A 23,437-nucleotide genomic window follows, 5' to 3' on the forward strand; every position below is an offset into this window, starting at 1 on the left:
ACAGTCTAACCCTGATTCCCTATCGAATCTGGATGATGGTATCGGTTATCGAGTTCGATGTTTCGATCGAACGCGCGTTGGCCTGGAAGTTCCGCTGCGCCGTGATTAGATTCACCAGTTGCTGCGTCAGGTCGACGTTGGAAGATTCCAGCGCACCCGATTGAATCAGGCCAAAACGTCCAGTACCGGCAGCGCCGGTGATCACCGGCCCCGAGTCTATGGTTTCCTGCCAGGCTGATCCACCAACCGCATTCAAGCCCTGCAGGTTGGCAAAATCGGCCAGCGCGACCTGTCCCATCGGGGTCTGAATGCCGTTACTGTAAGTCGCACGAATCAATCCATCCTCGGAAATATCCAGCCCGGTCAGTCTGCCGGTGGTGAAACCATCCGGATCGAGCGTACTCACCGAGAACGATGCTGCGAACTGGGTGGTGCTGTTATTAGCAAAATCATGCAACACTGTGAGCGGGCTGGCGCCGTTGGTCAACGGAATCGCGGTGTTTTGCAGTGCTGCCGGCGTACTGCTGGCATAACTGCCGTCGGGATTGAAGTTCAAAACACCTGCATTTTGTAGCACAGGCAGGCCGCCATTCAAGTGGTTAACCGCGGTACCGCCGGCGATATCAACCTCGGCACCATCGAGATAGGTAAATACTGCCCACTGGTTGGGATTGCTGAGCGGATTGGTAACCGAGCCCCCCAGGTCATTAACGAAGTAATAGGACAACACATGCGAGGCACCGAGCGAATCGAAAACCGTGGACGAGGTCGCGTGCGTATAGGTGTTACTCGCAGTCGGATCGAACGCGGCGGGATCAAGCTTGATCGTCGACGCGTCCAGGTTCAGCCCGACTTCGACTTCGGTTGTTGCCTGTGGCGCGCCAGTGGTCGCCGGCAACGTAATCGGGATCGTGGTATTCAAGCTGGTCGAGGTGACATTACCGCTAGCGTCTACCGGGAAAGCCTGCAGGTATTCGCCCGCGCTATTGGTAACCGTGCCGGTATTATCAACACGAAACTGCCCGGCCCGGGTATAGGAAATGTCGCTGCCGGTCAGGGATTTGTTGGTAATGAAGAAACCCTGGCCACTGATTGCCATGTCGAGACTGGCGTCGGTAAATTTGAGGTTACCCTGGTCGAACTGCTGGCTAACGCTCAATACTTCAACCCCGCTTCCGACCTGGGTGGAAGTGTTGCCAAACGGCGATAACTCGAACAGGTCGCCGAATTCGGTACGCGAATTCTTGAACCCGGTGGTTGCGACGTTAGCGATGTTGTTGCTGGTAACGCTAAGATCGACGGTTGCGGCCTGTAATCCGCTCAGTGCTGCATTAAATGACATTAGTTTCTCCTGCTTTGCTACATTATTTTGCGAACCTGGTTCATATCGATATCGCCGAGGCCGGACACGCTAAGCGTAAGATCCTGACCACCGACGCCGAGGGTTACACTCTCGACATCAACCACCGTAAACATACTTCCCGAGCTGACCTCGGTACCCCTGTAAACCTCTGCTGCGATCTGGTACTGACCGCCCGGCAGACTATTGCCGTCCGGGTCCAGTCCATTCCATTCAAAATCGATCAACCCGGCCTGCTGCAGTCCGAGTTCCTGGCGATTCATCAGTTGGCCTGCCGAATTCTTGATCGTAATGACGACCTTGCTTGCCGGCTGGGCCAGTTCTACTGATCCCATCAGGCTGGCACCATCATTCAGAATACCGGTTTGCGACGGCACCAAAACGCGCCTGCCGACCAGCGTCGATGCCTGCAACGCCTGGTTTGACTGGAAAGAGGCACTCATGGTGTTAATCGTGGTATTCAAATCACTGATTCCGCTAACCGTACCGAACTGGGCCATCTGCCCCAGAAAATTTCCGTTTTCCATTGGCTTGAGCGGATCCTGGTATTGCAATTGGGCAGTCATCAGTGCCAGAAACTCTGCCTGTCCGAGCTCATCGTTTTCCCTGGTATCATTTTCCGTGGGCTGGTTTAATCCCAGCTGGGTATAAATCGAGTTGGTATCGATATCAGACATCTTGATACTCCGTTAATTTCCCAACGACAGGACGCGCAGTAACAGGTCGCGCGAGGTATTTAAAACTTCAACATTATTCTGGTAGGCACGCGAAGCCGAAATCATGTTCGCCATTTCTTCGACCGGGTTGACATTGCTACCAAACACGAAGCCATCTTCATTCGCCAGGGCATGACCCGGGTCGTAGCGTCGTTCGACCGTCTTTTGACTTTGCACGATCTGAAGCATTTGCACCCCGACCTCACCCGGCCGGTTATGGTTGCCCAGCAATGACTGGAATACCGGCTGGCGAGATCGATATGCCTCTGCCTCGCTGCTGGCGATGGTTTCTACATTGGCCAGGTTACTGGCAACGGTATTCAAACGCACCGACTGAGCACTGATCGCGCTACCGGAAATATTGAAATTGGCATACAGCCCCATGTCTATTCTCCTTTCAGGGCCTTCATAAGACCCGTTACCTTGCTATTCAGGAATGTAAAACTGGTTTGGAACATTAATGCGTTTTCGGAGAACTCGGCCTGCTCAACGTGGGAATCAACCGAGTTACCGTCCAGCGAGGGATGCAACGGGTTGCGATACATCAGGGCAGGCTGCATCGAGCTCGATTGAGTCGTCATATGGTCGCGATGCGTGCTGGCCAACACTATGTGGCTGGCCTGTTGCTGGCTTGCGTTGCGCAGCATGGCGCCGAAGTCTATGTCACGCGCTTTATAGTTCGGTGTATCCGCGTTAGCGATATTGGCGGCCAGGATCGAGGTACGCTGGCCGCGCAGCAGCAGTGCGTCATCGTGTATAGAAAAGGCTCGTTCGAAGCTTATTGGCATGGTAATACCCGTAATTCAGCAATACGGATCCTGATGCATAGACGATGCCACCAAATTATTACGTTTGTAAATCAGAGACTTAGTTGAAAGTACCCGGCTAAAAGGTGGCAATGCGGCAATCCGGAGAGGCAATGTTGCCACCTCATTGTTAGCCTTTCAGAAAGCAGTCACAAAACTCAACAGGCAAGTTCTGCACAGGTTAGGTGCAGTCGGTGACAGCAGCGGGTAAGGTCGAAGCAGCGGAAACTGTCCTGTTGAATTGCCTAAAATCCGTAAAACGGAATCCTTGATAAAAGCTCCTCGTCGGATTCGACCCGGGTCGATACTATTTTTCTCACGATAACTAAGGATGTGTTTTGGCCTGATAATTGCATTGATTTTTATCATGACCAAACAAATGATTCTGCAAACCCTTACGAAGTACCTATTGCAACTTGCGATAACCGTATGTTTCATACTGGCATCTTCATCGTCACTACTGGCTGCGGAAATCCAGAGCCTGGCGTCGATCCGCATGCAGACCGAATCTTTTATCGTGAATTATCCCTACCAAAGCCCCTATCCACCACGTTTTCAATTCAGCAAGCTGGATTCAAGACTGCGCCTCAAGGCCTGTCCCGAAGCACTCCATGTCGAATTTGCCCGCCGCGACCTGATTGCAGGAAACACCGCGGTGCGGGTAAATTGCCCGACCAAAGCCGGCTGGAAAATTCACTTGCCGGTACGCGTTGATGTATTCGAAGACGTCGTGGTTACCGCAAAACCGCTGCTGAAAGGTCAAAAAATTGACGCATCAGCCGTGACTTTTCGGAAGCAAAATATCGCGCAGCTGAGAAATGGCTACTATGTCAAGAACAGCAACTTTAATCAGCTGCAGGCCCGTCGCAACCTGAGTCAGGGCACGGTACTTACCCCGAAAAATATGAGTCCCAGGTTAATGGTTCGCTCGGGCCAGCAGGTTACACTGGTGCTGGATTACAATGGGCTGCAGATTAAATCGAAGGGTACCGCCCTGAAGTCCGCGACCCTTGGCCAGCTCGTCCGGGTACGCAACAGCCAATCGCTGAGGATTGTCGAGGGGATCGTCTCGGGCGAGGCCCTGGTGCGGGTAAGCATCTGATGAATCCGGGCGCATTTAACAGTAAACTATTTTGTCACGCTGCCGATAAGGTAAGCAGGAACCTCCAGGAGTCCAGCAATGACTGACGCGATTAACACGCAAAACCGCCCGCGCAATACCGGGGTATCAGCGGATACCAAGGCTAGCGCTACTGCGAAAACCAGCCCGCAGACCGCTCAGAACAAGTCCAAAGCTGACGCCACGGGTGAGACGAGCACGGTTGAGCTAAGTACTACCGGTTTGATCGAGCAATTAAGCGAACAAATCAAGAATCTACCCGAGGTTAACGAGGCCCGCGTGGAAGCAGTCAAACAGGCACTGGGTAAAGGGGAATACAAACCCGATGCCGAAGTCATCGCACGTAAATACAGTGAAATCGAGAAGTTACTGCCATGAATAACCAACAATGTCGCGAGCAACTGACAGCACTGCTGGAAGAACACAATCAACGCATTACCAGTGCCAGCGAGTACCTTGCTGGAATCAGGCAGGCGATCGCCGAGAATCAACTGGAGAGCCTGCAGGACTCACTGGCAAAGCCAGAGTTTGTGGTTGACGATATCGAGCAGCTCGAGCAGCAGCGTTACCAATTGCTGTCAAACTACGGATTTAGCCAGGATGCCGATGGATTTGAGAAATGCATGGCCTGGTGTGACGATGGGAACCAACAGGTATCCGCGCTATACCAGCAACTGATACAGAACCTGGTGCGGCTGCAACATTCCACCCAGGTCAATAGTCTACTGGTTAACCGGGGTCGCGATCGGGTGCGACGCTCGCTCGGTATACTGACCGGGCTTGGCACCACGGGTACTTGTAAAACCTATAGCAGTGATGGCAAGCTTGGTTCCAGCGATCCGCGCGATATCGCAATCGCCTGATCTTCGGTCCTGTCGTCCTTAACGGCAGCAACCCTTACCGATCACAATCGCAAGATACCCGCCTTTAGGTGGATGAGCGCTTTTCTTTCTCAGGTTTCAAATCCCGGTCTGTGCAGGCAATCAAGCGAATCAAAAAAAACCCCATCGCGTAAATGGGGTCAACACACAAAAATATAACTGGAGGGTCTTGAGATATAATCATAAGCATTTATGCACCCTTGTTTGGGACCTGGGTCTCAGTTCCTGATTCCTTAAAAGTAATTTAATCACAGATCTCCCGCCCAGGAGGCCGGCAATTCAATTGCCTGTCGATCATTTAAAACTCTGCCAGCGTCGTTATACTGTTCGTACCAGTATGGACGAAGCACCCATGAACAAAGAAATATCCCTGTTACAGCCTTACCCGTTCGAAAAACTCGTCCGGCTGAAACAGGGCCTGAAGCCGCCCCAACATCTCGATCATATCGCCCTGTCAATCGGTGAACCCCGGCATCTGGCACCGCATTTCGTAGTCGAGAGCCTGATCGCCCATTTGCACCAGTTATCGAACTACCCCGGTACCCGCGGCATAGAAGAATTGCGCGAGGCTATCGCGGCCTGGCTGACCTCAAGATACCGGATCGAACCGGGATTACTGGATCCCGAGACCAACCTGTTACCGGTAAGCGGCACGCGTGAAGGTCTGTTTGCCATCGCCCAGTGCGTGGTCGATCGTAGTGCCTCGAATCCCCAGGTTCTGTTGCCGAATCCGTTTTACCAGATCTACGAGGGTGCTGCGCTGCTGGCTGGCGCAACACCGCGTTACCTCGACTGCCTGCCCGAGAATGATTTCCTGCCTGATCTTGACGACATTAGTGCGCGGGAATGGTCGGACTGCCAGATGATTTACATCTGCAATCCGGGTAATCCCAGCGGGGCGGTCATGCCAGGCCATTACCTCGAACGGTTGATCGAGCTTGCTCATCGCTACGATTTCGTGATCGCGAGCGATGAATGCTATGCCGAAATTTACTTTGACGAGCGGGATCCTCCCCCAGGCCTGCTGGGCGTTGCCGCAGCAATGGGAAATGACAGCTTCAGCCATTGCCTGGTTTTTCACAGCCTGTCGAAAAGATCCAATCTACCCGGACTGCGCTCGGGATTCGTCGCCGGTGACTCGGCAATCATCGAAAAATTTCTGCTGTACCGGACTTATCACGGTTGCGCGCTGCCTCCGGCAACCCAAACTGCCAGTGCCGTGGCCTGGCGTGACGAAACCCATGTCGTTGCAAACCGCGACCTTTACCGGCAAAAATTTGAGCAGGTTTTGGCAGTGCTTTCTGATACACTCGCGCCGCAGAAACCGCAGGCAGGTTTTTACCTGTGGGCAAAAACGCCAGTTTCAGATACCGAGTTTGCACAGCGTCTTTACGCCGAGCAAAACGTAACCGTGCTGCCAGGCAGATTCCTGGCGCGCGATCACGGCGGCCGGAATCCCGGCGAAAACCGGGTACGTATGGCACTGGTAGCTCCTCTGGACGAATGCCTCGATGCGGCCAAACGCATCAATTCACTGTTAACGGTTCTTTAGGAGAAACACCATGGCTGAAATTCAGCAAATTATCGAACAGGCGTTCGAAAATCGCGCTGAAATAAATCCCGGTAATGTCGATGCCGGGACCAGGAATGCCGTACTCGAAGCAATCGATCTTCTGGATAGCGGGCGCGAGCGGGTTGCCGAGCCTGTTGCGGGGGGATGGCAGGTCAACGAGTGGCTGAAGAAGGCCGTGTTGCTGTCGTTTCGTATTCGTGAAAATCAGATCATGCCGGGTGGATTTACCCAGTACTTCGATAAAGTCGACTCCAAGTTCGACGGCTGTTCCGCCGAGCAGCATGCCGCCAGCGGGGTTCGAGTGGTACCGCCCGCCGTGGCGCGCAAAGGCTCGTTCGTGGCCCCGGGCGTCGTTATGATGCCCTCCTACGTCAATATCGGCGCCTATGTTGACAGCGGCACCATGGTCGACACCTGGGCGACCGTTGGCTCCTGTGCGCAAATCGGCAAGAACGTGCATCTTTCCGGGGGCGTCGGTATCGGTGGTGTACTCGAACCGCTGCAAGCCTCTCCGACCATCATCGAGGACAACTGTTTTATCGGGGCCCGTTCGGAGGTCGTCGAAGGCGTCATCGTCGAGAAAAACTCGGTTATTTCGATGGGCGTTTATATCGGCCAAAGCACCAAGATATATGACCGTGAAACAGATGAAGTGACCTTCGGGCGTATTCCGGCAGGCTCGGTAGTGGTTGCCGGAAATTTACCATCTGAAGATGGCAGGTATAGCCTCTATTGCGCGGTAATCGTCAAACAAGTCGACGAAAAAACGCGTGCCAAGGTCGGCATCAACGAGCTGATACGTAACATATAGATCGAACATGGTTAACGAAATGACGCTCTACGGCATCCCCAACTGTGACACGATCAAAAAAGCCAGGGCATGGTTGGACGATCACAAGATCGCGTTCCGGTTCCATGACTACCGCAAGCAGGGTCTTGATAGGGAACAACTGCTATCCATGGTGTCTGCACTGGGCTGGGAAGCCATGCTGAATCGCCGGGGCACGACCTGGCGTGCCTTGCCAGGCAAAGTTAAGGACCACATCGACCTTGAGTCGGCGATTCAGGTCATGCTCGAGAACCCGACCATCATCAAGCGTCCGATACTGGCCACAGGTGATCAACTTCACGTGGGCTTCAGCGATGCACAATACCGGAAGATTTTCGGCTAGGACATGGACAGTGCAACCCTGAAACTGGCATCAGACCTCATCGCAAGGCCCTCGGTTACGCCCGATGATGCCGGCTGCCAGGCGCTGTTGATAGAGCGGCTCAACGAAATCGGATTTGATTGCGAGACCCTGGTTTTCGAGGATGTCACCAACCTGTGGGCACGCCGCGGTAATTCCGGCCCGGTACTCGCCTTTGCCGGACATACCGATGTGGTGCCGCCTGGGCCACTGGAGAAATGGCTTAGCGATCCCTTTGTTCCGGAAATTCGGGATGGAATCCTTTATGGCCGGGGTGCCGCGGATATGAAATCGAGCATTGCCGCGATGATAACCGCCTGCGAGCGATTCATTGCGCAACGACCCGGGCACAGGGGTTCGATCGCTCTGCTGATTACCAGTGACGAGGAAGGCAGGGCAGTTAACGGTACGGTCAAGGTAATTGAAACACTCGAGGCACGAGGTGAAAAAATCGACTGGGCGCTGATCGGAGAGCCCTCGAGTCACCTGCATGTAGGAGACGTTGTCAAAAACGGTCGCAGGGGATCCATCGGCGCAAAGCTCGTGATTCACGGGGTTCAGGGGCATGTCGCTTATCCACACAAGGTCGATAACCCAATCCACCGCGCAATGCCGGCTCTGCACGAGCTCGCTCGACACGAGTGGGACCAGGGCAATCGATTCTTTCCGCCCACGAGTTTTCAAATATCCAATATTAACTCGGGGACCGGTGCGCACAACGTGGTTCCAGCACATGCCGAGATTGTGTTTAACCTGCGCTACTCAACCGAGATCGACGCGAAACAGATTATTGAAACCACCCGGGTAATCCTCGATAAACACGAGCTCGATTTTGACATCGACTGGTCGATTTCAGGGTATCCGTTCCTGACAGCCGAGGGAGAACTGGTCGCGGCAGCAAAGCAGGCCATCAAGCTGCATACCGGGCTTACCACCTCGCTGGAAACCACGGGCGGAACGTCGGATGGCCGATTTATCGCTCCTACCGGTGCACAGGTCCTCGAACTCGGTCCCGTGAACGAGTCCATTCATAAACTCAATGAACATGTGAATACAAAAGAACTCGACCAACTGTCCGATATTTACCAAAGTATTCTCGAAAACCTGCTGTCTTGATCCCGTTAATCGGACGATTCGCGCCCTCGCCTTCGGGCCCCCTGCATTTCGGCTCCCTGGTCGCAGGTCTCGCGAGTTACTGTCAGGCGAAGTCGCAACAGGGCAACTGGTTATTGCGCATCGAGGATGTCGATACACCGCGTGTCGTCGCCGGTGCCAGCGAGCAGATTCTGCGCGATCTGGAAGCCTTCGGTTTCGAGTGGGACGGACCGGTCTCCTACCAGAGCGATCGATTCGAACACTACCAGTATTACCTGGACAAGCTCTTCGAACGGGGCGACTGCTACGCCTGCGAATGCAGCCGCAGGTCCTTGCGCGAACAGGGCGTGCGCAGTGGCCCCCTGGGACAGATTTATCCGGGAAACTGCCGCTTGAAACGACTGGTGCCGGCCAACCATTCTATCCGGCTGAATATCGAGCATGCGCAATCCATCAGGTTTGTCGACAAGGTCTATGGCGATTTCACGCTCAACCTGCCCGAATCGGTCGGTGATTTCGTGCTCAAGCGGGCGGACAATATCTATGCCTATCACCTGGCGGTTGTGGTCGATGACGAGCTACAGAAGATTTCCGAAGTCGTTCGCGGCGCCGATTTGCTGGAGAACACCTGTCTGCATATCTACCTGCAGCAGAGACTGGGCTTCAAGACGCCTGAATACCTGCATATTCCACTGGTCAATAATGCCGAGGGCCTCAAGCTCAGCAAGCAAACCGGGGCCAATGCCCTAGATCATCGCAATGCCCCGAGACAGTTACTGGCCGCGTTGCACCACCTCGGCCAGTCACCACCGTCGGAACTCGAGCACCGACAACCGCGGGAAATCTTGCAATGGGCGCTCGACAACTGGTGTATCACGTCGATTCCGGTGCAGCGCCCGGAGATTGCCGAAACTTTTGAAAATTAACCGATCAGACATTTGTTGTGCCCGGTTCATTTCGCTGTAAACTATGGTCCTCGTCCGTCATTAAACCAGGTGCAAAGCATGCTCAAATCTGCAGGTGACATGATCCAGGAAGCCCAGCAGCATATAGAATGCGTGGACGTCACGACGGCAAAGAAGATATACGATGAAAATTCGGATGCAGTCATTGTCGACGTGCGCGAGGCGCACAGCGCGAACGAGTCCAAGCTCTCCAACTCGATCAATATTTCGCGCGGACTGCTGGAAATGCAGGTACATAAGGTCTGTCCCGAGGCAACGACCGTCATCCTGACTCACTGTGGTGGTGGGGGCCGTGCTTCACTTGCGGCACACACGTTGAAACAACTCGGTTACGCGGAGGTTTACGCGATCACGGCACCGTTTGAAGATATCAAGGAAGTCTTCGGCTGACCAGGTGCCTACTTGACCTGGTCAATCGTCAGAACGATTTTCTCGGGTGGATTGCTGCTGTCCACTGCTTCAAGCTCGGTGTAGAAGTCACCCGCCTGGGCCACCGGGTTGCCGCTGCTCGAGACCCGCGCGCCGACGATAACCTGGTCGAAGGTCGATAGCTTCATCGTCGGCATCATCGCGTCGTCGTCGCTCAACGTCAGCGTTGCCGGTAAATCGCTGAGTTGCAACTTTCTGACTGCCAGCGGCATCGGAGGTCCCTGCATCGCCTTGGCATAGATGAATACCGCTGCTCCGGGATTTGCCCTTGATTTAAGATCAGCGATGATATCGACAACAACATTTAGTGTGGCCTTGTTGATCGCTTTGCTGGCGAGTTCCGGATCACGTTCTTCGAGCATCGCGATAAGATCCCTGATTTCACGGGTCGAATTTGGGTTGTCGGCGATCAACGGCAGCAACTGCGTCCAGTGTCGATGCGCCGTCTTGTAGTCCTGGCGTTGTTCGGCAGCCATTCCGGCCAGCCAGAGACCGTTCGGAAAACGGGGCGCGAGCTCGAGCCCCCGTTTAACCAATTTCTCCGGCTCACCCAGCAGGTTGCCATTGTTTTGCATTGCCAGAGCATCCGCGAGCGCAAACATGATTCCGGGTTCATCGGCAATCAGGTCATGGCTGCGTTGAAACGCGGTCACGGCCTGGCTGTACTGCTGCTTGCCCATATAGGATCTGCCCAGCATAAACCAGCCTTCTGCATCCTCGGGGTTGGCGCGTAACCTGTCCTTTATCGCGACGATCATTTCATCGAGCGTCATCTGTGGTGCTGCGGCCGTTTGTTGCGCCGGTACCGCGCGCGCCAGTTCCGGGTTCTTGATGACCCGGTACTCACCGTAAACCAGGTACAGCGCAACGCTCGACAGCGGTATTGCCAGTAACACTACGACAGCCATCCATTTGCCGCGTAATCTGTCACTGTCTGCTTCCTTGCCCTCCAGTTCCAGCGCGAGCGAGGTTTGTAAATCAACGAGTGCGCTGTCGTAACTGTCCTGGTCGATTTCGCCGTCGGCGAGCTGTGCTTCGAGCTGCCGTTTCTGTTCGCGTGCGATTTGAATATTCTGCTGCTGTCGTTGATTATGCTGTTGCGCGCGGTTAGATCGAACCAGCGGCACCAGTAAAATGACGAGCGCTAGCGCGAGCAGCGCGATGGCGATAATCCAGAAACTCATTTACCCTGCTCGTTTTCTTCCAGCAGCTGTTTTGCTTCGGCCATTGCAGCGGCGTCCACTTCGACCGGCTTCTGGGCATTACGCAACCTGCGAACAAGCAGATAAAGAACCAGCAGCAATAACAGGAAAGGTCCCAGCCAAAGCAGGTAAGTCGTCGATTTGAATTGAGGACGGTAAAGCACGAAGTCGCCATAACGGGTGACCATGAATTCGACCACCTGTTGTGGGGATTTGCCCTGCTGCAGCATCTCGTAGGTTTCGCGGCGCAGGTCACGAGCGAGGTCAGCATCGGAACCCGAAAGGTTCTGGTTCTGGCATACCAGGCAGCGCAGTTCGTCGATGAGTTTCTTGTAGTCTGCCTCCATCTGTTCAGACTCGAACTCGTAGGCCTCGATCGCGGCCTGCACCGGTACGACCCAGAGCACCAACATGAGCATCAGTAGTAGCGACTTCAACTCAGCAGCTCCCTGAGAACAGGCATAATTTTCTGCTCCAGCGATTCATGCGTAACCGGACCAATATGCTTGTACTTGATCAGTCCGTCGGCGCCGATGACAAAGGTTTCCGGCACCCCGTAAACACCCCAGTCGATTCCAACTCGGCCATCGCGATCGATAACGCTGGTGGCATAGGGATTGCCAAACTGCTGCAACCACCGGATTGCGTCATCCGGTTCATCCTTGTAGTTGAGCCCGACCACGGTAACCAGGTTTTTGCGCGCAAGCGCCGAGATCACTGCATGCTCGGCACGGCAGGATACACACCACGAGGCCCATACGTTAAGTACCCAGACCTGTCCTGTCATGTCCGCAGTCGAAAGCTGCCGGGTCGGATTATCCAGCATCGCCAGTGAAAACGACGGTGCCGGTTTATCGATCAGCACTGACGGCACTTTCTTGGGATCAAGACGCAGGCCGTAGCCGAGCAGACCGACCATTAGTACGAATACCGCAAGCGGCAGGATAAAACGATTCACGCCGCACGCTCCCCGGCATCGGCATCGACAGTGACGCTGCGGGCGAGTCGGCGATAGCGTCGGTCGGATGCGGCAAACAGCCCGCCAATCGCCATAATGATCGCACCGAGCCAGATCCAGCGGATAAAAGGTTTGTAATAGATTCGTACCGCCCAGGCGCCCTCCTTGTCGAGGGGTTCGCCCAGGGCGATAAACAAATCACGCGTGAATCCCGCATCGATCGCAGCCTCGGTCATCGGCATGGTTTGCACGAGGTAGGTCCGTTTCTCGGGGAACAGGTCAACCTTGAAATTTCCGCTTTCGGAACGCACCGAAAACCCACCCCGGGTTGCAACATAGTTCTCAATATTATAATCACGCACCCCGTGGAAGGTGAATTCATAACCCGCCACCGAGTAGGTATCGCCCGGCGCCATGCGCAGATCTTTTTCCTGGTTGTACAAACTGGTCAGCGTCACCCCGACGATGAAAACCGCGATACCGAGATGTCCGAGTAACATGCCATAGAAACCGGCCGGTGTTGAACGCAGGATCGAGAGTACAGCCCGGTTATGAAATCGATCGTAAATCGCGACGGCGCCCGTGACTACAATCCACAACGCCATCGCAATACCGAGGTAAGCACTCCATATCCATTGCGGCAATGCCAGGCTGAGCGGCAAGGCCACAACCAGCACTACCAGGGCGGGAATTTTCAACTTGGCCCCCAACCGCGAAAGACTGTCAGTCTTCCAGCGAATCAACATACCGATACCGATTAATATGCCCAGTGGTGCGGTCAACGTTATGAACATCAGGTTGAAATACGGCGGACCAACAGAAATTTTCCCGCCCATGGCATCGATTGCAATCGGGTAAAGCGTACCCAGCAGGATCGCGCTGGTCACGACCGCGAGAAACGCGTTGTTCAATAACAGGGCCCCGTCGCGAGACAACAAGCGGGTCTGGGCCGCGCTCTTGAGTAACGGCGCGCGCCACGCATAAAGGGTTAACGAGCCGCCGACCACCAACACCAGGAATCCCAGGATGAATATGCCGCGTTCCGGGTCACTGGCAAAGGCGTGCACCGAAGTCAAAACGCCGGAGCGAACCAGGAAGGTACCCAGCAAACTCAGCGCAAACGCGAAGATTGCCAGTAGCGCCGTCCAGGCCTTGAAGGTGCCGCGCTTTTCGGTAATCGCCAGTGAATGCATCAGCGCGGTACCAATTAACCACGGCATGAAAGACGCATTTTCGACCGGGTCCCAGAACCACCAGCCACCCCAGCCGAGTTCGTAGTAAGCCCACCAGCTGCCCAGCGCGATTCCCAGCGTCAGAAACAGCCAGGCGACATTGGTCCACGGCCGCGACCAGCGCGCCCAGGCCGAATCGACCTGGCCGGAAATCAGTGCCGCAATCGAAAACGCGAACGCCACCGAGAATCCGACATAACCGAGGTAAAGCATGGGCGGGTGAATCGCAAGCCCGATGTCCTGCAGCAACGGGTTCAAATCGCTGCCCTCGGTCGCCGCGGGAAACAGACGCTCAAACGGATTCGATGTAATGATAATAAACAACAGGAATCCACAGCTTACCAATCCCAGCACCGACAGCACCCGGGCGCGCATGGCATTCGGAACATTCGGCGTAAACACTGCTACCGCGCCCGTCCACAACGCGAGCACCAGCGCCCACAACAACAGCGAGCCTTCATGCGAACCCCAGACCCCGGAAATCCGATAAATCAGCGGCAACGCGCTGTTCGAATTCTTGGCCACGTAAAGCACCGAGAAGTCATGGCTCAGGAAAGCCCAGGTCAGGCAGGCATAAGATATGCCAACGAATAGTAACTGGCCCAGGGCGGCGGGCACTGCCAGCGCGACCCAGCGCTGTACCCCGAGACCGGCACCGGCGAGCGGCACTAGTGACTGGATCACGGCGATACTGAGCGCAATAATCAGTGCGAGTTGACCGATTTCGGGAATCATCGCTAGTTTTCCTTTTTCATTTTCATTTTCATGTCGGCAAGCTCCGGCGGCATGTAAGTTTCGTCGTGCTTGGCCAACACTTCCTGGGCGACAAATTCGCCGGAATCATTCAACTTGCCATTGGCGATGATGCCCTGGCCCTCGCGAAACAGGTCAGGCAATATTCCAGCGTATTGAACAGTTACCTGCTGTTCATTGTCAGTCAAATCGAACTTCACGGTCAGGCCGTCACCCGGGCGGTTGACGCTGCCTTCGACCACCATGCCACCCATTCGAAACAGCTTGTTGGTGGGCGCCTTGCCGGAGATTACTTCGCTGGGTGTAAAAAAGAACATGATATTCTGATCCAGCGATTTGAGTGCGAGCCCGACGCCAACAGCCACGCCGGTAACCATCAACAGGATTAACGCGAGTCTTTTCTTTCTTGCAGGTGTCATTTCTGTTCATCCCTTGTGCGCCGCTTCAGCTGGCGCAGTTCTTTCTCGTGTTGCTTGCGCGGCAGGTACCAGTTCAGCCACAGCACCACTGCGACCAGTGCATAGCTTGGCCAAACAAAAACTGCATATCCGCCCATTTGGAAAAATTCTGCCATTTAAAGTTCCTCAACCCACTTGCTGTTGCGTTCGCGCCGCAACAACTCCAGGCGACACTTCTGAAACAGGGCCAGAACGTAGTAGATCTGGAAAGCCATCGCCATTAGCAGCAACGGGATCAACATGCTCCAGTGTATAGACGGCTTGTCGAACTTGGTAACGGTCGGCCCCTGGTGTAACGAATGCCACCACTCTACCGAGTAATGGATAATAGGAATATTCACCACGCCGACCAGCGCCAGGATTGCGACCGCCCGGGCAGCGATACGTCGATCATCGATAGCATTGTGAAGCCCGATAATGCCGAGGTACAGGAACAGCAGGATAAGTTCAGATGTCAGGCGCGCATCCCAGACCCAGTAAGTGCCCCACATCGGTTTGCCCCACAACGAACCGGTGACCAGCGCTAGAAAGGTGAAGCTGGCACCAATCGGCGCACTGCTGATCAATACCACCTCGGCCAGTTTCATGTGCCAGATTATAACTATGGCGCCACAAATCGCCATGACAACATAGATAAACAACGACATCCAGGCCGAGGGCACGTGGACAAAAATAATGCGATAGCTTTCACCCTGCTGGTAGTCGGGTGGTGCTTCGATTAAACCACCGTAAAGACCCGTCAGCAAGAACGCGAGAAAGATCCACGTTAACCATGGGATCCATTTACCGGCAATGCGATAAAAGTGCGGGGGCGAACCTAACTTGTGAAACCAGAGAAACATTAAGATCCCTTTAACTTGCCGACATTCGTAACGCTGCTGCGGTGGCCCAGGGCGACAGCGAAATCGACAGGAACAGAAAAGCCAGAAGCATGTAAATCTGGGCTGATACGTCAAATCCCATCGCGGCATTTTCGATCGCGCTGGCCGCAAAAATCAAAACCGGCACATACAGGGGCAACACCAACAGCGACAGAATTATACCACCTTTTCTTAAGCCTACCGTAAGCGCGACACCGATCGCGCCGATGAGGCTCAAGATTGGGGTTCCGATGAGTATAGTCAATAGCAGCGTTATCTGCGCCGCCGATGGCAAGCCCAGCATTTCTGCCAGTAATGGCGCCACGATCAGCAAAGGTAATCCGGTGACCAGCCAGTGTGCGCACACTTTCGCCAACACCAGTACCGCAACGGGATGCGCACTCAACAGAATCTGTTCGAGCGAGCCATCGTCAAAATCCGAGCGAAAGATGCTATCCAGCGACAACATCGCCGCGAGCAATGCAGCGACCCAGACAATCCCTGGCGCAATTCGCGCCAGCAGCTCGGGTTCGGCACCCAGCGCCAATGGAAAAAGAGTAATGACCAGCACAAAAAATAACAGCGGCATCGCGTACTCGGCGCGATTGCGCAGGGCCAACAGCAGGTCACGCCTGAGCAGAAACACGAAAGCCTGGGTCAGGGATAATCGATGACTCATGCCGGTGCTCCGAGTTGAAGTCGCTGCACGGATTGTCCCGGCAGCGAAATATCGTGATGTGATGTCATCACAATCAGACCCTGGTTCTCCAGGTGATGTTCAAACAGTGAAGCGAACATCGCCATGCTGTTTCTGTCGAGCGAGGTAAACGGCTCATCCAGAATCCACAGTATTGATTCCGTCGCCAGCAGACGGGCCAGCGCCAGTCTGCGTTTCTGACCCGCCGACAGGCTGCCTACCTCGGTTTCACCGTAGGCGTAGAGGTTAACCTGCTCGAGTACGTCGTCGAGATCCCGCTCCGACGGCACGCCCATTGCTCTCGCCAGGCGCATGTTTTCGAGACAGGACAGTTCGTTCTTGACACCGTCGTGATGCCCTACATAGGCTACCTGTTCGTAATAATTTCCAGCCAGGCGGTCAATCGGAGTACCGCGCCATCGAATCTCGCCACTATCAGCGAGCCTGAGTCCGGTCAGAATACGTAACAGGCTGGTTTTACCGCAACCGTTGGGGCCTTCGACCACCAGCATCTCGCCCGCTTCGAGTGCGAATTCGAGGTTCGCGAACAATTGACGATCGTTACGGATACAGCCGAGATCCCGGGTTTCGAGTAAGGTCGATGTGGACATGCAATGGTTGGATTTTAATGTGCCCGAAGATTAGCCTTGCCCATGATCACGATCAACCCATTTTTTTGATATAGATCAGACAAGAGAGTATAAACGGTAGTAATGTAATGCCGTAAATATCGGAGAAAACAGAATGACTACCACCAAGGAACAATTAATCGATCAACACATTCGTGAGTACGAATCACGAATGAAACATATCGATGAACTTTACGAACGCGCTGAAAAGGCGACCGAACACCTGGACGAAGAGCATGAAAGCCGCTCCGAGTTGAAATGGTTCGAAGAACGACTGCCGAAGGTTGCGGATGCGATCAAAACCATGCCGGTAAAGAACTGGCGCGAGGAAACCGTGCAAAAAGCCGGCCCCATGGCGATCTGGGATATTATCGCGCAACAACTCGAGGATTTTCTCGAACGCCACGAAAAGTAGCGGCGGTGCGGCTGAATTAGTTTCTCCCGATCACTGCAGAAATCCCAGGTTTAGCAATATTCAATCGGATTCCAGGGAAGCCTCGCTAATTCGAGCAGGCTAGCTGCTATGTGGATACTTGTTGCCCCGCTTTTCTGCTTCGATAAATACACGCTTTATCTCCGGAAATTTTTGCTTGATTGAGCGATCGACTTCGGCGATGTCAGCCTCGACCAGCTGCGCGCTTATCGAATCCTTAAAATCAACGCTAATATTGACGAGAATAAAATCCGGCCCCATGTGCATGGTCAATACCTCGTTGACATGTTCGATATTTTCTCGACCTGCCAGGGTGTTGCGAATACCGCGAATCACCGACTTTTTGGCCCGTTCTCCAATCAACAGGCCCTTGGTTTCATAAGCCAGCCAGATTGACGTGCCTAGCAGGATCAGACCGATCATGACCGAGGCGATGCCATCGAATACCAGGATGCCGGTCACCTGGCTCAGCAACACCCCGAAAAATGCAACGACCAGGCCGAGCATTGCCGCACTGTCTTCAAACAGCACGACGAACACCGTGGGATCCTTGGCAAGCTGAATAGCTTCCAGGTAACTCCAGTGTCCCCGGGTACGGTTGAATTCGCGAAACGCGAAATACCAGGCAGCACCTTCAAAAACCATTGCTAGCCCAAGCACGATGTAGTTAACCATCGGACTACTAATCGGCTCAGGGTGCCTGATATGCTGGAGGCCCTCGTAAATCGAGATACCGCCACCGAGCGCAAAAATCAGGATCGCAACGATAAAACTCCAGAAATATATTTCTTTGCCATGACCAAAGGGGAAGTCTTCATCAGGCGGTTTCGCAGCCCGCTTCATCCCGTAAAGCAATAATCCCTGGTTACCGGTATCGACCAGCGAATGAATGCCTTCCGACAGCATCGCCGAACTGCCGGTAATCGATGCCGCGAAAAACTTGGTAATTGAAATCAGCGAGTTACCGACCAGTGCCGCAATGATGACCAACTTCGAGCCCGATGCCATGTTTCTACCCCAAAAAATTTGCGCTTACTATATCTCAACAGCCACTCCGAGCGAAAGGCGAAGGTATATTCGGAATCACCATGCATTGTGATCTGACAGCGACCAGTGGCGGAAGTTGTCAGCCTGTTTTTGAATTCAGGACCTCAAGGCTCAGGGCGATTTAATCGACAACGAATTAATCGTTGCTGGCAGGCCAACCCTCTACTAAACTCCGCGCAGCTTTGACCCAACTGACTTGCAGTTACTAGCTGGAATCAAACCCTTATGTGGAAAAATCTTGGCGCTTCCTGGGCGATATTAATTGGCATCGGATGCATGATGCTAGCCAATGGCCTGCAGGGTACCCTGCTGGGTGTGCGCGCCGGCATCGAGGGATTTTCGACGTTCACAACCGGGATATTGATGTCGGGATATTTCATCGGCATGTTTATCGGTTCGCTGGTGTCACCAATGCTGGTCAATCGAGTTGGCCATATTCGTGTGTTTTCGGCACTCGCGTCGATGGCCTCCATTTCAATCCTGTTTCACGGCGTTTATATCGAGCCGTGGATCTGGATGCTGATGCGCATCATTACCGGAATCAGTTTTGCCGGGTTCTACGTGGTAACCGAGAGCTGGCTCAACGACCGGGCCAGTAATGAAACCCGTGGCAAGGTGTTATCGGTATACATGCTCATTGTTACCGGCGGCATGGGCGCTGGTCAGTTTTTACTCAACCTTGCAAAACCCGAAGCGATTGATTTGTTCATACTGATTTCCGTGATCATATCATTTGGGCTGATTCCAATACTGCTAACGGCCAAGCCCGCGCCAAACTTCGCCACGTCGTCCAAGATGTCGGTAGTCGACCTGTATCGCGCCTCACCGCTGGCCGTTATCGGCAACTGCCTGACGGGAATGGCTCATGGTACGATTTTCGGGCTGGGAGCAATTTATGCGAGCGCGGTACTGGTCGACCTTAAGGCAATCTCGTGGTTCATGGCCTGCTTCCTGATTGGCAGCCTGATATTCCAGTGGCCCGTCGGATTTATCTCCGACCTCGTCGGCAGACGTGGCATCATGGCCGGTCTGTCGAGCATTGCTATCGCCTGCTGTTTACTCGCGCTCGCTACACCGAGTGACAGCTGGCTGTTTTACGCATCGATCATCGCCCTCGGCGGCGCCGCAATGCCGATGTACTCGGTTTGTATTGCTTACGCCAACGATCGACTGGAACCACATCAAATCGTTGCCGCCAGTGGCAGCCTGGTCATGGTCGCAGGTTTTGGTGCAATGATCGGGCCTATTGTAATCGCCTTTTTCATGGACCTGTACGACCTGTCATTTTATTTCTGGGGTATCGCGACGGTATTCGCGATTATCTTCTTTTTCACCTTGATCCGCATCGGCTCCCGTGCCGGAGTCGCAATAGCTGATCAATCGCACCTGATCGCTGGCCCTATTGGTACCCCGATTGCCGAGTTTATCGCACCCGATTCGTTCGAATACGCGGACGCCGTCGCAAAGCACAATGTGCGGGAGCTCGATCAACGCGAAGACATTACCGAGCGTCGGCTATAGCGATTTAAAGCGTCCACCGCAGATCGAGCGTGAAGATGTCCTCGTCACCGATATCGTCACCGATTTCCTTTAACGGATGTCCCCAAAGCAGGCGACCATTGAAGTTTGCATCCGATACTTCAATCCCTACACCAACACTGTAAATTTCTCCACAAACATCTGGATTGTCGACTTCACATTTGGCATCGCCATAGTCGACGCCGGCCGACAGAGAAATTGTTTTGGTGAAAGGGTTTCCACTGAAGGGATTCACCACCGACCGTAATTGTCGGGTCAGGTTACTGTGCAGATACCAGGCATTGCTTCCACTCAGTGACGACGAATAGCCACGCACGGTGTAGGGGCTGCCCAGGTACAGCTTATCGTTATCGAACAGTATATCGTCACTGTATTGCAGGTATAGCTTGATGCTCGCGTACCAGGCAGGATCAGGCAGGTAATAAAACAGCTGGCTGTCGATATTGAATTTTTCAAATTGAAGTCTTGCTTCATTTTCAAACCCATCCGCGAGCGTGTAGTAGTCATCGTCTCTGGCCCCGAAGGAATCAAGCCCCCGGTGATAACTGAAACCGGTGCTGAGCTGACCCCATGGTTGTATCCAGTCGTGCCGCAGATCGAGTCGCAGCTGGCTGGTTTTATAGCTGGAAACATCAATTAGCTGGTCATCAAAAAAACTGCGCGTGTCCTTAAGCTCCAATGCCAACGCCAGGGTCAGCCTGGCCGTCTGGCTACGGGTTAGCAGCTTGCTGACCTGTAGCTGATTGCTGACAGTATCACCCTCGGAAAGAAAACTGTCGTTGATTCCCTGTACCCGTTGTTCATATTCGATATCGCTATGATTCAATAGCAGCAGGTAATCCCCCAGGGGAAAAGAGTAACTTAACTCGCGACTTCGATTACTTTGATAGGTCTGAAATATTTCACCGCCGTTATAGCGAAACTCTATTATGTCATTGATATTGAAAGGATTATCGAGGGTTGCCAGTAAACTCAACTGGGGATCGATATCCGTTCGCACATTGATTCCAAGCTCGGTGCGAACCGTATCCGACTCCGTGGTCCTGATCGCTACGATGCTGCCACCCTGTTGTGTCCCCGGCCTGATCTCGAAACTGGCGCTGACCGAGGCCACGCGCTCGATGGCCTCAAGCGAAGTCTCAAGTTCGCGCAGGTTTAGAATCTCGCGGTTGAACATGAAAGCCGTCGCGATCTTGCCATTGCTGGTACCGCTATTGGCATCGATGATCGCCTCGACTCTGCCCACCAGGATACGAATCTCGATCTGACCATCGCTGATATCCTGTTCCAGTAAATAAGGACGTGAGGTGACATAGCCTCGCCCGATAAAGTCATTCGAGATTGCTGACAGAATGCCTCGAATCAGGCTGCCATCGATACAGTTGCCGAGGAATGGTCGGATCAATGATGCCTGGCCGGCATCGCTGAGAATTTCGCTGGCCTCAATATCCACCCTTGCCAGGGGGACACATTCAGCTTCGCTTGCCGCGTGTACCACGCCCTGCAGCAACAGGCTGAGTAGAACTACCCTAAAACCAGATTGACGTAAAAAGGCGCGTGACGGTAGCGTCAAAACTGTAAAGCGGTTCATTTCCAACCGTCCCCGCCTTGGTCAGGTCGCGGAAATCGTCATAGTCGAAGCTTATGAAATCGAGCTGCAGGTTCAGACTGCCACGTTCAACCGCACTCCAGGACCGGCCAAATTCGTAACTTGCACCCAGGCCAACAGTAGTGCTAGAAAAGGTGCTCAATTCCTTGTCACGTGCGAGGAAATTCAGTGCACCCCTGCTCGGGAACAAGTCGCTGTAGAATTCGGCGCTGCTTTGATCGTGATATCGAAAACTGGCCTCGACAATCCAGGCGTCACCGTAGGGGAAGGTATACCCCAGCTCGTAGGTGGTCGCGTCGATATCCCAGGTATCTTCGAATATTCGAACCCCAGCATGTAACGCGGCACGTTGTGGCAGAAAATAATTGGCGCGCACGGCAATAGCGTTGCTAGTGCGGGTATCCGGATAGATTTCCGGCTCAAAGCTATAGCTAGTGCATGCTGGTGGATCACTACAAAATCGTACCGAACGATAGGGATTATTGAGATAACCATCATCGGTTATCGTTTCCAGGGTTAAAGCCATGACCAGATCCTTGGTCAGGATTTGCGAAATCCCAAACCGATAGCTGCGCACCTTGGTGTCTTCTTCAAAAGCATCATCCCCATTTCGTCCAACTGTATTATCACCCAGCGCAAAGCTCATGGTGACGGTGGTCAGGTCACCAAACATGTCCTGCGAAATCCCGAGACTTAATGTATTAGCCTCGAAGTCACTTTCATCGCTAACCGTATAGCCGAGACTCATGGTTGTCTTTTGACGCAGGTAATCGATGCTGACAGAATTTTCTGTGCGTTCCTCGGTGTACTCGCTTGCACTAACGAGCACATCAACCGAGGCACTGGTGACATTATCGACATAGTGATTCAAGCCTACTGATAGGCTATCACCCACATTCTTGCGCACCAGAAACGATGGTCCATCGATTTCGGCGCCACCACCATCGTATCGATGGTAGAGCAGGTCCACGCGCTCTTCCGGCAATACAGCGGCTCGCAATTCCTGGATGGACGATACCAACAGGGAGATAACCACCAACAGCCAACTGGATGATTTCACGAAAGCATGACATTGCTTGGTGGCGGTCATATTTACCATGCAAGAGTTTTTTGCGGTAACCAGCAGGGCAGGCAAGCTAATTGCAGCCGCATCCACCGCCTGTTGCTATGCCCGCGCCCCTTGCGCCCTCACGAGAATCATAAACATGATGTATATAGCTTGCCGATACCGGATCTCGGTTGAAGCTCATGATGGGGTCTGCGAGATTGGCGCGTTCGTAGGGCTTGACCCAGGGCTCGATCGCACAACCCCCCAGAATAAAGACACTACTAATTAATGCAAATGCGATTTTCTTTTGCATCTTTTTACTCGCGCACCAGTTTTTTCACCATCTTGCGATACTTCTCTTCATCGCCCGGCTTGTAACCCTTATGCAGATAGCGCACGTTGCCATCACGGTCGAGGACAACCGTGGTCGGCATCGCGATCACATTGTATTTCTTACTGACCAGGTTGTTGTTATCCAGCAATACCGGAAAATCAACCGGGAAGTTCTTGAGGAATCCCCGCGCTTTCTTGACGTCCTCTTCGACATTAACGCCGAGCACGGTAAATCCGAGCGGTTCATACTTATTATGCAGGTTGTTCAGCAAAGGCATTTCTTCTCGGCAGGGGCCGCACCAGGACGCCCAGAAATTAATCAGGACCACGTTACCCGTCAATTCGCTGAGTTTGAGGTTTTTACCGGTAAGCGACTTTAACGTGAAATTCGGCGCCGGACCCTTTAACGAGGCCGCGTGCGAGAGATTTAATCCTGCAAACGATAAAAAACACAGCAGTAACAAGCTGATTCCGGTTCGCGATAACATGCTGTTCATATCTAAT

At 53.6% G+C, this 23,437-nt stretch carries 29 protein-coding genes; 11 read left to right on the forward strand and 18 right to left on the reverse strand.

What is annotated here, in order from left to right:
• Positions 1 to 19: 19 nt before the first annotated feature.
• The 4 genes from flgE to flgB are packed head-to-tail and all read right to left on the reverse strand — an operon-like array spanning position 20 to position 2,864.
• Positions 20 to 1,342, reverse strand: a complete 1,323-nt coding sequence (gene flgE / locus OES20_06210) for a flagellar hook protein FlgE (protein ID MDH3634281.1) — start codon at positions 1,340 to 1,342, stop codon at positions 20 to 22.
• 17 nt (positions 1,343 to 1,359) lie between these two features.
• Complete coding sequence (locus OES20_06215; GenBank protein MDH3634282.1) at positions 1,360 to 2,037, reverse strand: flagellar hook assembly protein FlgD; 678 nt, start codon at positions 2,035 to 2,037, stop codon at positions 1,360 to 1,362.
• Positions 2,038 to 2,049: 12 nt separating this feature from the next.
• Positions 2,050 to 2,460 carry a flagellar basal body rod protein FlgC gene (gene flgC, locus OES20_06220; protein MDH3634283.1) on the reverse strand — a complete coding sequence of 137 codons (411 nt, stop codon included), beginning with the start codon at positions 2,458 to 2,460 and terminating at the stop codon, positions 2,050 to 2,052.
• Positions 2,461 to 2,462: 2 nt separating this feature from the next.
• Complete coding sequence (gene flgB, locus OES20_06225) at positions 2,463 to 2,864, reverse strand: flagellar basal body rod protein FlgB (GenBank protein MDH3634284.1); 402 nt, start codon at positions 2,862 to 2,864, stop codon at positions 2,463 to 2,465.
• A 385-nt stretch (positions 2,865 to 3,249) separates the two neighbouring features.
• Between flgB and flgA the strand changes: the two genes are divergently transcribed.
• From flgA to OES20_06270, 9 genes are all read left to right on the forward strand, one after another.
• Positions 3,250 to 3,984 carry a flagellar basal body P-ring formation chaperone FlgA gene (gene flgA / locus OES20_06230; GenBank protein MDH3634285.1) on the forward strand — a complete coding sequence of 245 codons (735 nt, stop codon included), beginning with the start codon at positions 3,250 to 3,252 and terminating at the stop codon, positions 3,982 to 3,984.
• A gap of 78 nt (positions 3,985 to 4,062) precedes the next feature.
• Positions 4,063 to 4,380 carry a flagellar biosynthesis anti-sigma factor FlgM gene (flgM, locus tag OES20_06235; protein MDH3634286.1) on the forward strand — a complete coding sequence of 106 codons (318 nt, stop codon included), beginning with the start codon at positions 4,063 to 4,065 and terminating at the stop codon, positions 4,378 to 4,380.
• Positions 4,377 to 4,865, forward strand: a complete 489-nt coding sequence (locus OES20_06240; GenBank protein MDH3634287.1) for a flagellar protein FlgN — start codon at positions 4,377 to 4,379, stop codon at positions 4,863 to 4,865. Before flgM ends, OES20_06240 begins: the two co-directional genes overlap by 4 nt.
• A 370-nt stretch (positions 4,866 to 5,235) precedes the next feature.
• Positions 5,236 to 6,435, forward strand: a complete 1,200-nt coding sequence (dapC, locus tag OES20_06245) for a succinyldiaminopimelate transaminase (protein MDH3634288.1) — start codon at positions 5,236 to 5,238, stop codon at positions 6,433 to 6,435.
• Positions 6,436 to 6,445: 10 nt separating this feature from the next.
• Positions 6,446 to 7,267: a 2,3,4,5-tetrahydropyridine-2,6-dicarboxylate N-succinyltransferase gene (dapD, locus tag OES20_06250; GenBank protein ID MDH3634289.1), complete on the forward strand. Its 822-nt coding sequence runs from the start codon at positions 6,446 to 6,448 to the stop codon at positions 7,265 to 7,267.
• A gap of 7 nt (positions 7,268 to 7,274) precedes the next feature.
• Positions 7,275 to 7,628 carry an ArsC family reductase gene (locus OES20_06255; protein MDH3634290.1) on the forward strand — a complete coding sequence of 118 codons (354 nt, stop codon included), beginning with the start codon at positions 7,275 to 7,277 and terminating at the stop codon, positions 7,626 to 7,628.
• Between the two features lie 3 nt (positions 7,629 to 7,631).
• Positions 7,632 to 8,762: a succinyl-diaminopimelate desuccinylase gene (dapE, locus tag OES20_06260; protein ID MDH3634291.1), complete on the forward strand. Its 1,131-nt coding sequence runs from the start codon at positions 7,632 to 7,634 to the stop codon at positions 8,760 to 8,762.
• Positions 8,762 to 9,667 (forward strand): tRNA glutamyl-Q(34) synthetase GluQRS, encoded by a 906-nt coding sequence (gene gluQRS / locus OES20_06265; protein MDH3634292.1) that lies wholly within the window; start codon positions 8,762 to 8,764, stop codon positions 9,665 to 9,667. Before dapE ends, gluQRS begins: the two co-directional genes overlap by 1 nt.
• Positions 9,668 to 9,745: 78 nt before the next feature.
• Positions 9,746 to 10,096, forward strand: a complete 351-nt coding sequence (locus OES20_06270) for a rhodanese-like domain-containing protein (GenBank protein ID MDH3634293.1) — start codon at positions 9,746 to 9,748, stop codon at positions 10,094 to 10,096.
• Between the two features lie 8 nt (positions 10,097 to 10,104).
• On the opposite strand, the gene ccmI is transcribed toward OES20_06270, so the two are convergent.
• The 9 genes from ccmI to ccmA are packed head-to-tail and all read right to left on the reverse strand — an operon-like array spanning position 10,105 to position 16,906.
• Complete coding sequence (ccmI, locus tag OES20_06275) at positions 10,105 to 11,319, reverse strand: c-type cytochrome biogenesis protein CcmI (protein MDH3634294.1); 1,215 nt, start codon at positions 11,317 to 11,319, stop codon at positions 10,105 to 10,107.
• Positions 11,316 to 11,774 carry a cytochrome c-type biogenesis protein CcmH gene (locus tag OES20_06280; GenBank protein MDH3634295.1) on the reverse strand — a complete coding sequence of 153 codons (459 nt, stop codon included), beginning with the start codon at positions 11,772 to 11,774 and terminating at the stop codon, positions 11,316 to 11,318. Before OES20_06280 ends, ccmI begins: the two co-directional genes overlap by 4 nt.
• Positions 11,771 to 12,295, reverse strand: a complete 525-nt coding sequence (locus OES20_06285) for a DsbE family thiol:disulfide interchange protein (protein MDH3634296.1) — start codon at positions 12,293 to 12,295, stop codon at positions 11,771 to 11,773. Before OES20_06285 ends, OES20_06280 begins: the two co-directional genes overlap by 4 nt.
• Complete coding sequence (locus OES20_06290) at positions 12,292 to 14,262, reverse strand: heme lyase CcmF/NrfE family subunit (protein ID MDH3634297.1); 1,971 nt, start codon at positions 14,260 to 14,262, stop codon at positions 12,292 to 12,294. Before OES20_06290 ends, OES20_06285 begins: the two co-directional genes overlap by 4 nt.
• A gap of 2 nt (positions 14,263 to 14,264) precedes the next feature.
• Positions 14,265 to 14,699 (reverse strand): cytochrome c maturation protein CcmE, encoded by a 435-nt coding sequence (gene ccmE, locus OES20_06295; GenBank protein ID MDH3634298.1) that lies wholly within the window; start codon positions 14,697 to 14,699, stop codon positions 14,265 to 14,267.
• The gene (gene ccmD, locus OES20_06300) at positions 14,696 to 14,854 is read right to left on the reverse strand and encodes a heme exporter protein CcmD (protein ID MDH3634299.1); all 159 of its coding nucleotides are present in this window, start codon (positions 14,852 to 14,854) and stop codon (positions 14,696 to 14,698) included. Before ccmD ends, ccmE begins: the two co-directional genes overlap by 4 nt.
• On the reverse strand, positions 14,855 to 15,580 hold the full coding sequence (locus OES20_06305; protein MDH3634300.1) for a heme ABC transporter permease: 726 nt from the start codon (positions 15,578 to 15,580) through the stop codon (positions 14,855 to 14,857).
• A gap of 10 nt (positions 15,581 to 15,590) precedes the next feature.
• On the reverse strand, positions 15,591 to 16,277 hold the full coding sequence (gene ccmB, locus OES20_06310; GenBank protein MDH3634301.1) for a heme exporter protein CcmB: 687 nt from the start codon (positions 16,275 to 16,277) through the stop codon (positions 15,591 to 15,593).
• Positions 16,274 to 16,906, reverse strand: a complete 633-nt coding sequence (ccmA, locus tag OES20_06315) for a cytochrome c biogenesis heme-transporting ATPase CcmA (protein ID MDH3634302.1) — start codon at positions 16,904 to 16,906, stop codon at positions 16,274 to 16,276. Before ccmA ends, ccmB begins: the two co-directional genes overlap by 4 nt.
• Before the next feature lie 133 nt (positions 16,907 to 17,039).
• Here ccmA and OES20_06320 point away from each other — a divergent pair, with 133 nt between their 5' ends.
• Entirely contained in the window at positions 17,040 to 17,339 is a 300-nt protein-coding gene (locus OES20_06320; protein ID MDH3634303.1) for a hypothetical protein, read from the forward strand.
• Between the two features lie 99 nt (positions 17,340 to 17,438).
• On the opposite strand, the gene OES20_06325 is transcribed toward OES20_06320, so the two are convergent.
• Entirely contained in the window at positions 17,439 to 18,365 is a 927-nt protein-coding gene (locus tag OES20_06325) for a cation diffusion facilitator family transporter (protein ID MDH3634304.1), read from the reverse strand.
• 264 nt (positions 18,366 to 18,629) lie between these two features.
• Between OES20_06325 and OES20_06330 the strand changes: the two genes are divergently transcribed.
• Complete coding sequence (locus OES20_06330) at positions 18,630 to 19,925, forward strand: MFS transporter (GenBank protein ID MDH3634305.1); 1,296 nt, start codon at positions 18,630 to 18,632, stop codon at positions 19,923 to 19,925.
• Between the two features lie 4 nt (positions 19,926 to 19,929).
• Here OES20_06330 and OES20_06335 read toward each other — a convergent pair whose 3' ends face one another.
• Genes OES20_06335 through OES20_06350 form a run of 4 tightly spaced genes read right to left on the reverse strand, consistent with a single transcriptional unit; the run spans position 19,930 to position 23,421 of the window.
• Positions 19,930 to 21,534 carry a hypothetical protein gene (locus OES20_06335; protein ID MDH3634306.1) on the reverse strand — a complete coding sequence of 535 codons (1,605 nt, stop codon included), beginning with the start codon at positions 21,532 to 21,534 and terminating at the stop codon, positions 19,930 to 19,932.
• On the reverse strand, positions 21,473 to 22,642 hold the full coding sequence (locus OES20_06340; GenBank protein MDH3634307.1) for a DUF3570 domain-containing protein: 1,170 nt from the start codon (positions 22,640 to 22,642) through the stop codon (positions 21,473 to 21,475). The genes OES20_06335 and OES20_06340 overlap by 62 nt, the downstream gene beginning before the upstream one ends.
• Positions 22,643 to 22,688: 46 nt before the next feature.
• On the reverse strand, positions 22,689 to 22,913 hold the full coding sequence (locus tag OES20_06345; GenBank protein MDH3634308.1) for a DUF4266 domain-containing protein: 225 nt from the start codon (positions 22,911 to 22,913) through the stop codon (positions 22,689 to 22,691).
• Positions 22,914 to 22,917: 4 nt separating this feature from the next.
• Entirely contained in the window at positions 22,918 to 23,421 is a 504-nt protein-coding gene (locus OES20_06350; GenBank protein ID MDH3634309.1) for a TlpA family protein disulfide reductase, read from the reverse strand.
• Positions 23,422 to 23,437: the final 16 nt, after the last annotated feature.

This window comes from Gammaproteobacteria bacterium (assembly GCA_029862005.1).
Lineage (GTDB): Bacteria > Pseudomonadota > Gammaproteobacteria.

Excerpts from the sequence above, each read along its gene's own strand:
- OES20_06335 (MDH3634306.1), bottom strand. The coding sequence starts at position 21,534 with ATGAACCGCTTTACAGTTTTGACGCTACCGTCACGCGCCTTTTTACGT.
- OES20_06325 (MDH3634304.1), bottom strand. The coding sequence starts at position 18,365 with ATGGCATCGGGCTCGAAGTTGGTCATCATTGCGGCACTGGTCGGTAAC.
- OES20_06215 (MDH3634282.1), bottom strand. The coding sequence starts at position 2,037 with ATGTCTGATATCGATACCAACTCGATTTATACCCAGCTGGGATTAAAC.
- flgM (MDH3634286.1), top strand. The coding sequence starts at position 4,063 with ATGACTGACGCGATTAACACGCAAAACCGCCCGCGCAATACCGGGGTA.
- dapC (MDH3634288.1), top strand. The coding sequence starts at position 5,236 with ATGAACAAAGAAATATCCCTGTTACAGCCTTACCCGTTCGAAAAACTC.
- OES20_06350 (MDH3634309.1), bottom strand. The coding sequence starts at position 23,421 with ATGTTATCGCGAACCGGAATCAGCTTGTTACTGCTGTGTTTTTTATCG.
- flgC (MDH3634283.1), bottom strand. The coding sequence starts at position 2,460 with ATGGGGCTGTATGCCAATTTCAATATTTCCGGTAGCGCGATCAGTGCT.
- dapD (MDH3634289.1), top strand. The coding sequence starts at position 6,446 with ATGGCTGAAATTCAGCAAATTATCGAACAGGCGTTCGAAAATCGCGCT.
- OES20_06290 (MDH3634297.1), bottom strand. The coding sequence starts at position 14,262 with ATGATTCCCGAAATCGGTCAACTCGCACTGATTATTGCGCTCAGTATC.
- ccmB (MDH3634301.1), bottom strand. The coding sequence starts at position 16,277 with ATGAGTCATCGATTATCCCTGACCCAGGCTTTCGTGTTTCTGCTCAGG.
- ccmE (MDH3634298.1), bottom strand. The coding sequence starts at position 14,699 with ATGACACCTGCAAGAAAGAAAAGACTCGCGTTAATCCTGTTGATGGTT.
- OES20_06305 (MDH3634300.1), bottom strand. The coding sequence starts at position 15,580 with ATGTTTCTCTGGTTTCACAAGTTAGGTTCGCCCCCGCACTTTTATCGC.
- OES20_06270 (MDH3634293.1), top strand. The coding sequence starts at position 9,746 with ATGCTCAAATCTGCAGGTGACATGATCCAGGAAGCCCAGCAGCATATA.
- flgB (MDH3634284.1), bottom strand. The coding sequence starts at position 2,864 with ATGCCAATAAGCTTCGAACGAGCCTTTTCTATACACGATGACGCACTG.
- ccmA (MDH3634302.1), bottom strand. The coding sequence starts at position 16,906 with ATGTCCACATCGACCTTACTCGAAACCCGGGATCTCGGCTGTATCCGT.
- flgE (MDH3634281.1), bottom strand. The coding sequence starts at position 1,342 with ATGTCATTTAATGCAGCACTGAGCGGATTACAGGCCGCAACCGTCGAT.
- OES20_06345 (MDH3634308.1), bottom strand. The coding sequence starts at position 22,913 with ATGCAAAAGAAAATCGCATTTGCATTAATTAGTAGTGTCTTTATTCTG.
- OES20_06330 (MDH3634305.1), top strand. The coding sequence starts at position 18,630 with ATGTGGAAAAATCTTGGCGCTTCCTGGGCGATATTAATTGGCATCGGA.
- flgA (MDH3634285.1), top strand. The coding sequence starts at position 3,250 with ATGACCAAACAAATGATTCTGCAAACCCTTACGAAGTACCTATTGCAA.
- OES20_06240 (MDH3634287.1), top strand. The coding sequence starts at position 4,377 with ATGAATAACCAACAATGTCGCGAGCAACTGACAGCACTGCTGGAAGAA.
- ccmD (MDH3634299.1), bottom strand. The coding sequence starts at position 14,854 with ATGGCAGAATTTTTCCAAATGGGCGGATATGCAGTTTTTGTTTGGCCA.
- OES20_06255 (MDH3634290.1), top strand. The coding sequence starts at position 7,275 with ATGGTTAACGAAATGACGCTCTACGGCATCCCCAACTGTGACACGATC.
- ccmI (MDH3634294.1), bottom strand. The coding sequence starts at position 11,319 with ATGAGTTTCTGGATTATCGCCATCGCGCTGCTCGCGCTAGCGCTCGTC.
- dapE (MDH3634291.1), top strand. The coding sequence starts at position 7,632 with ATGGACAGTGCAACCCTGAAACTGGCATCAGACCTCATCGCAAGGCCC.
- OES20_06340 (MDH3634307.1), bottom strand. The coding sequence starts at position 22,642 with ATGACCGCCACCAAGCAATGTCATGCTTTCGTGAAATCATCCAGTTGG.
- OES20_06320 (MDH3634303.1), top strand. The coding sequence starts at position 17,040 with ATGACTACCACCAAGGAACAATTAATCGATCAACACATTCGTGAGTAC.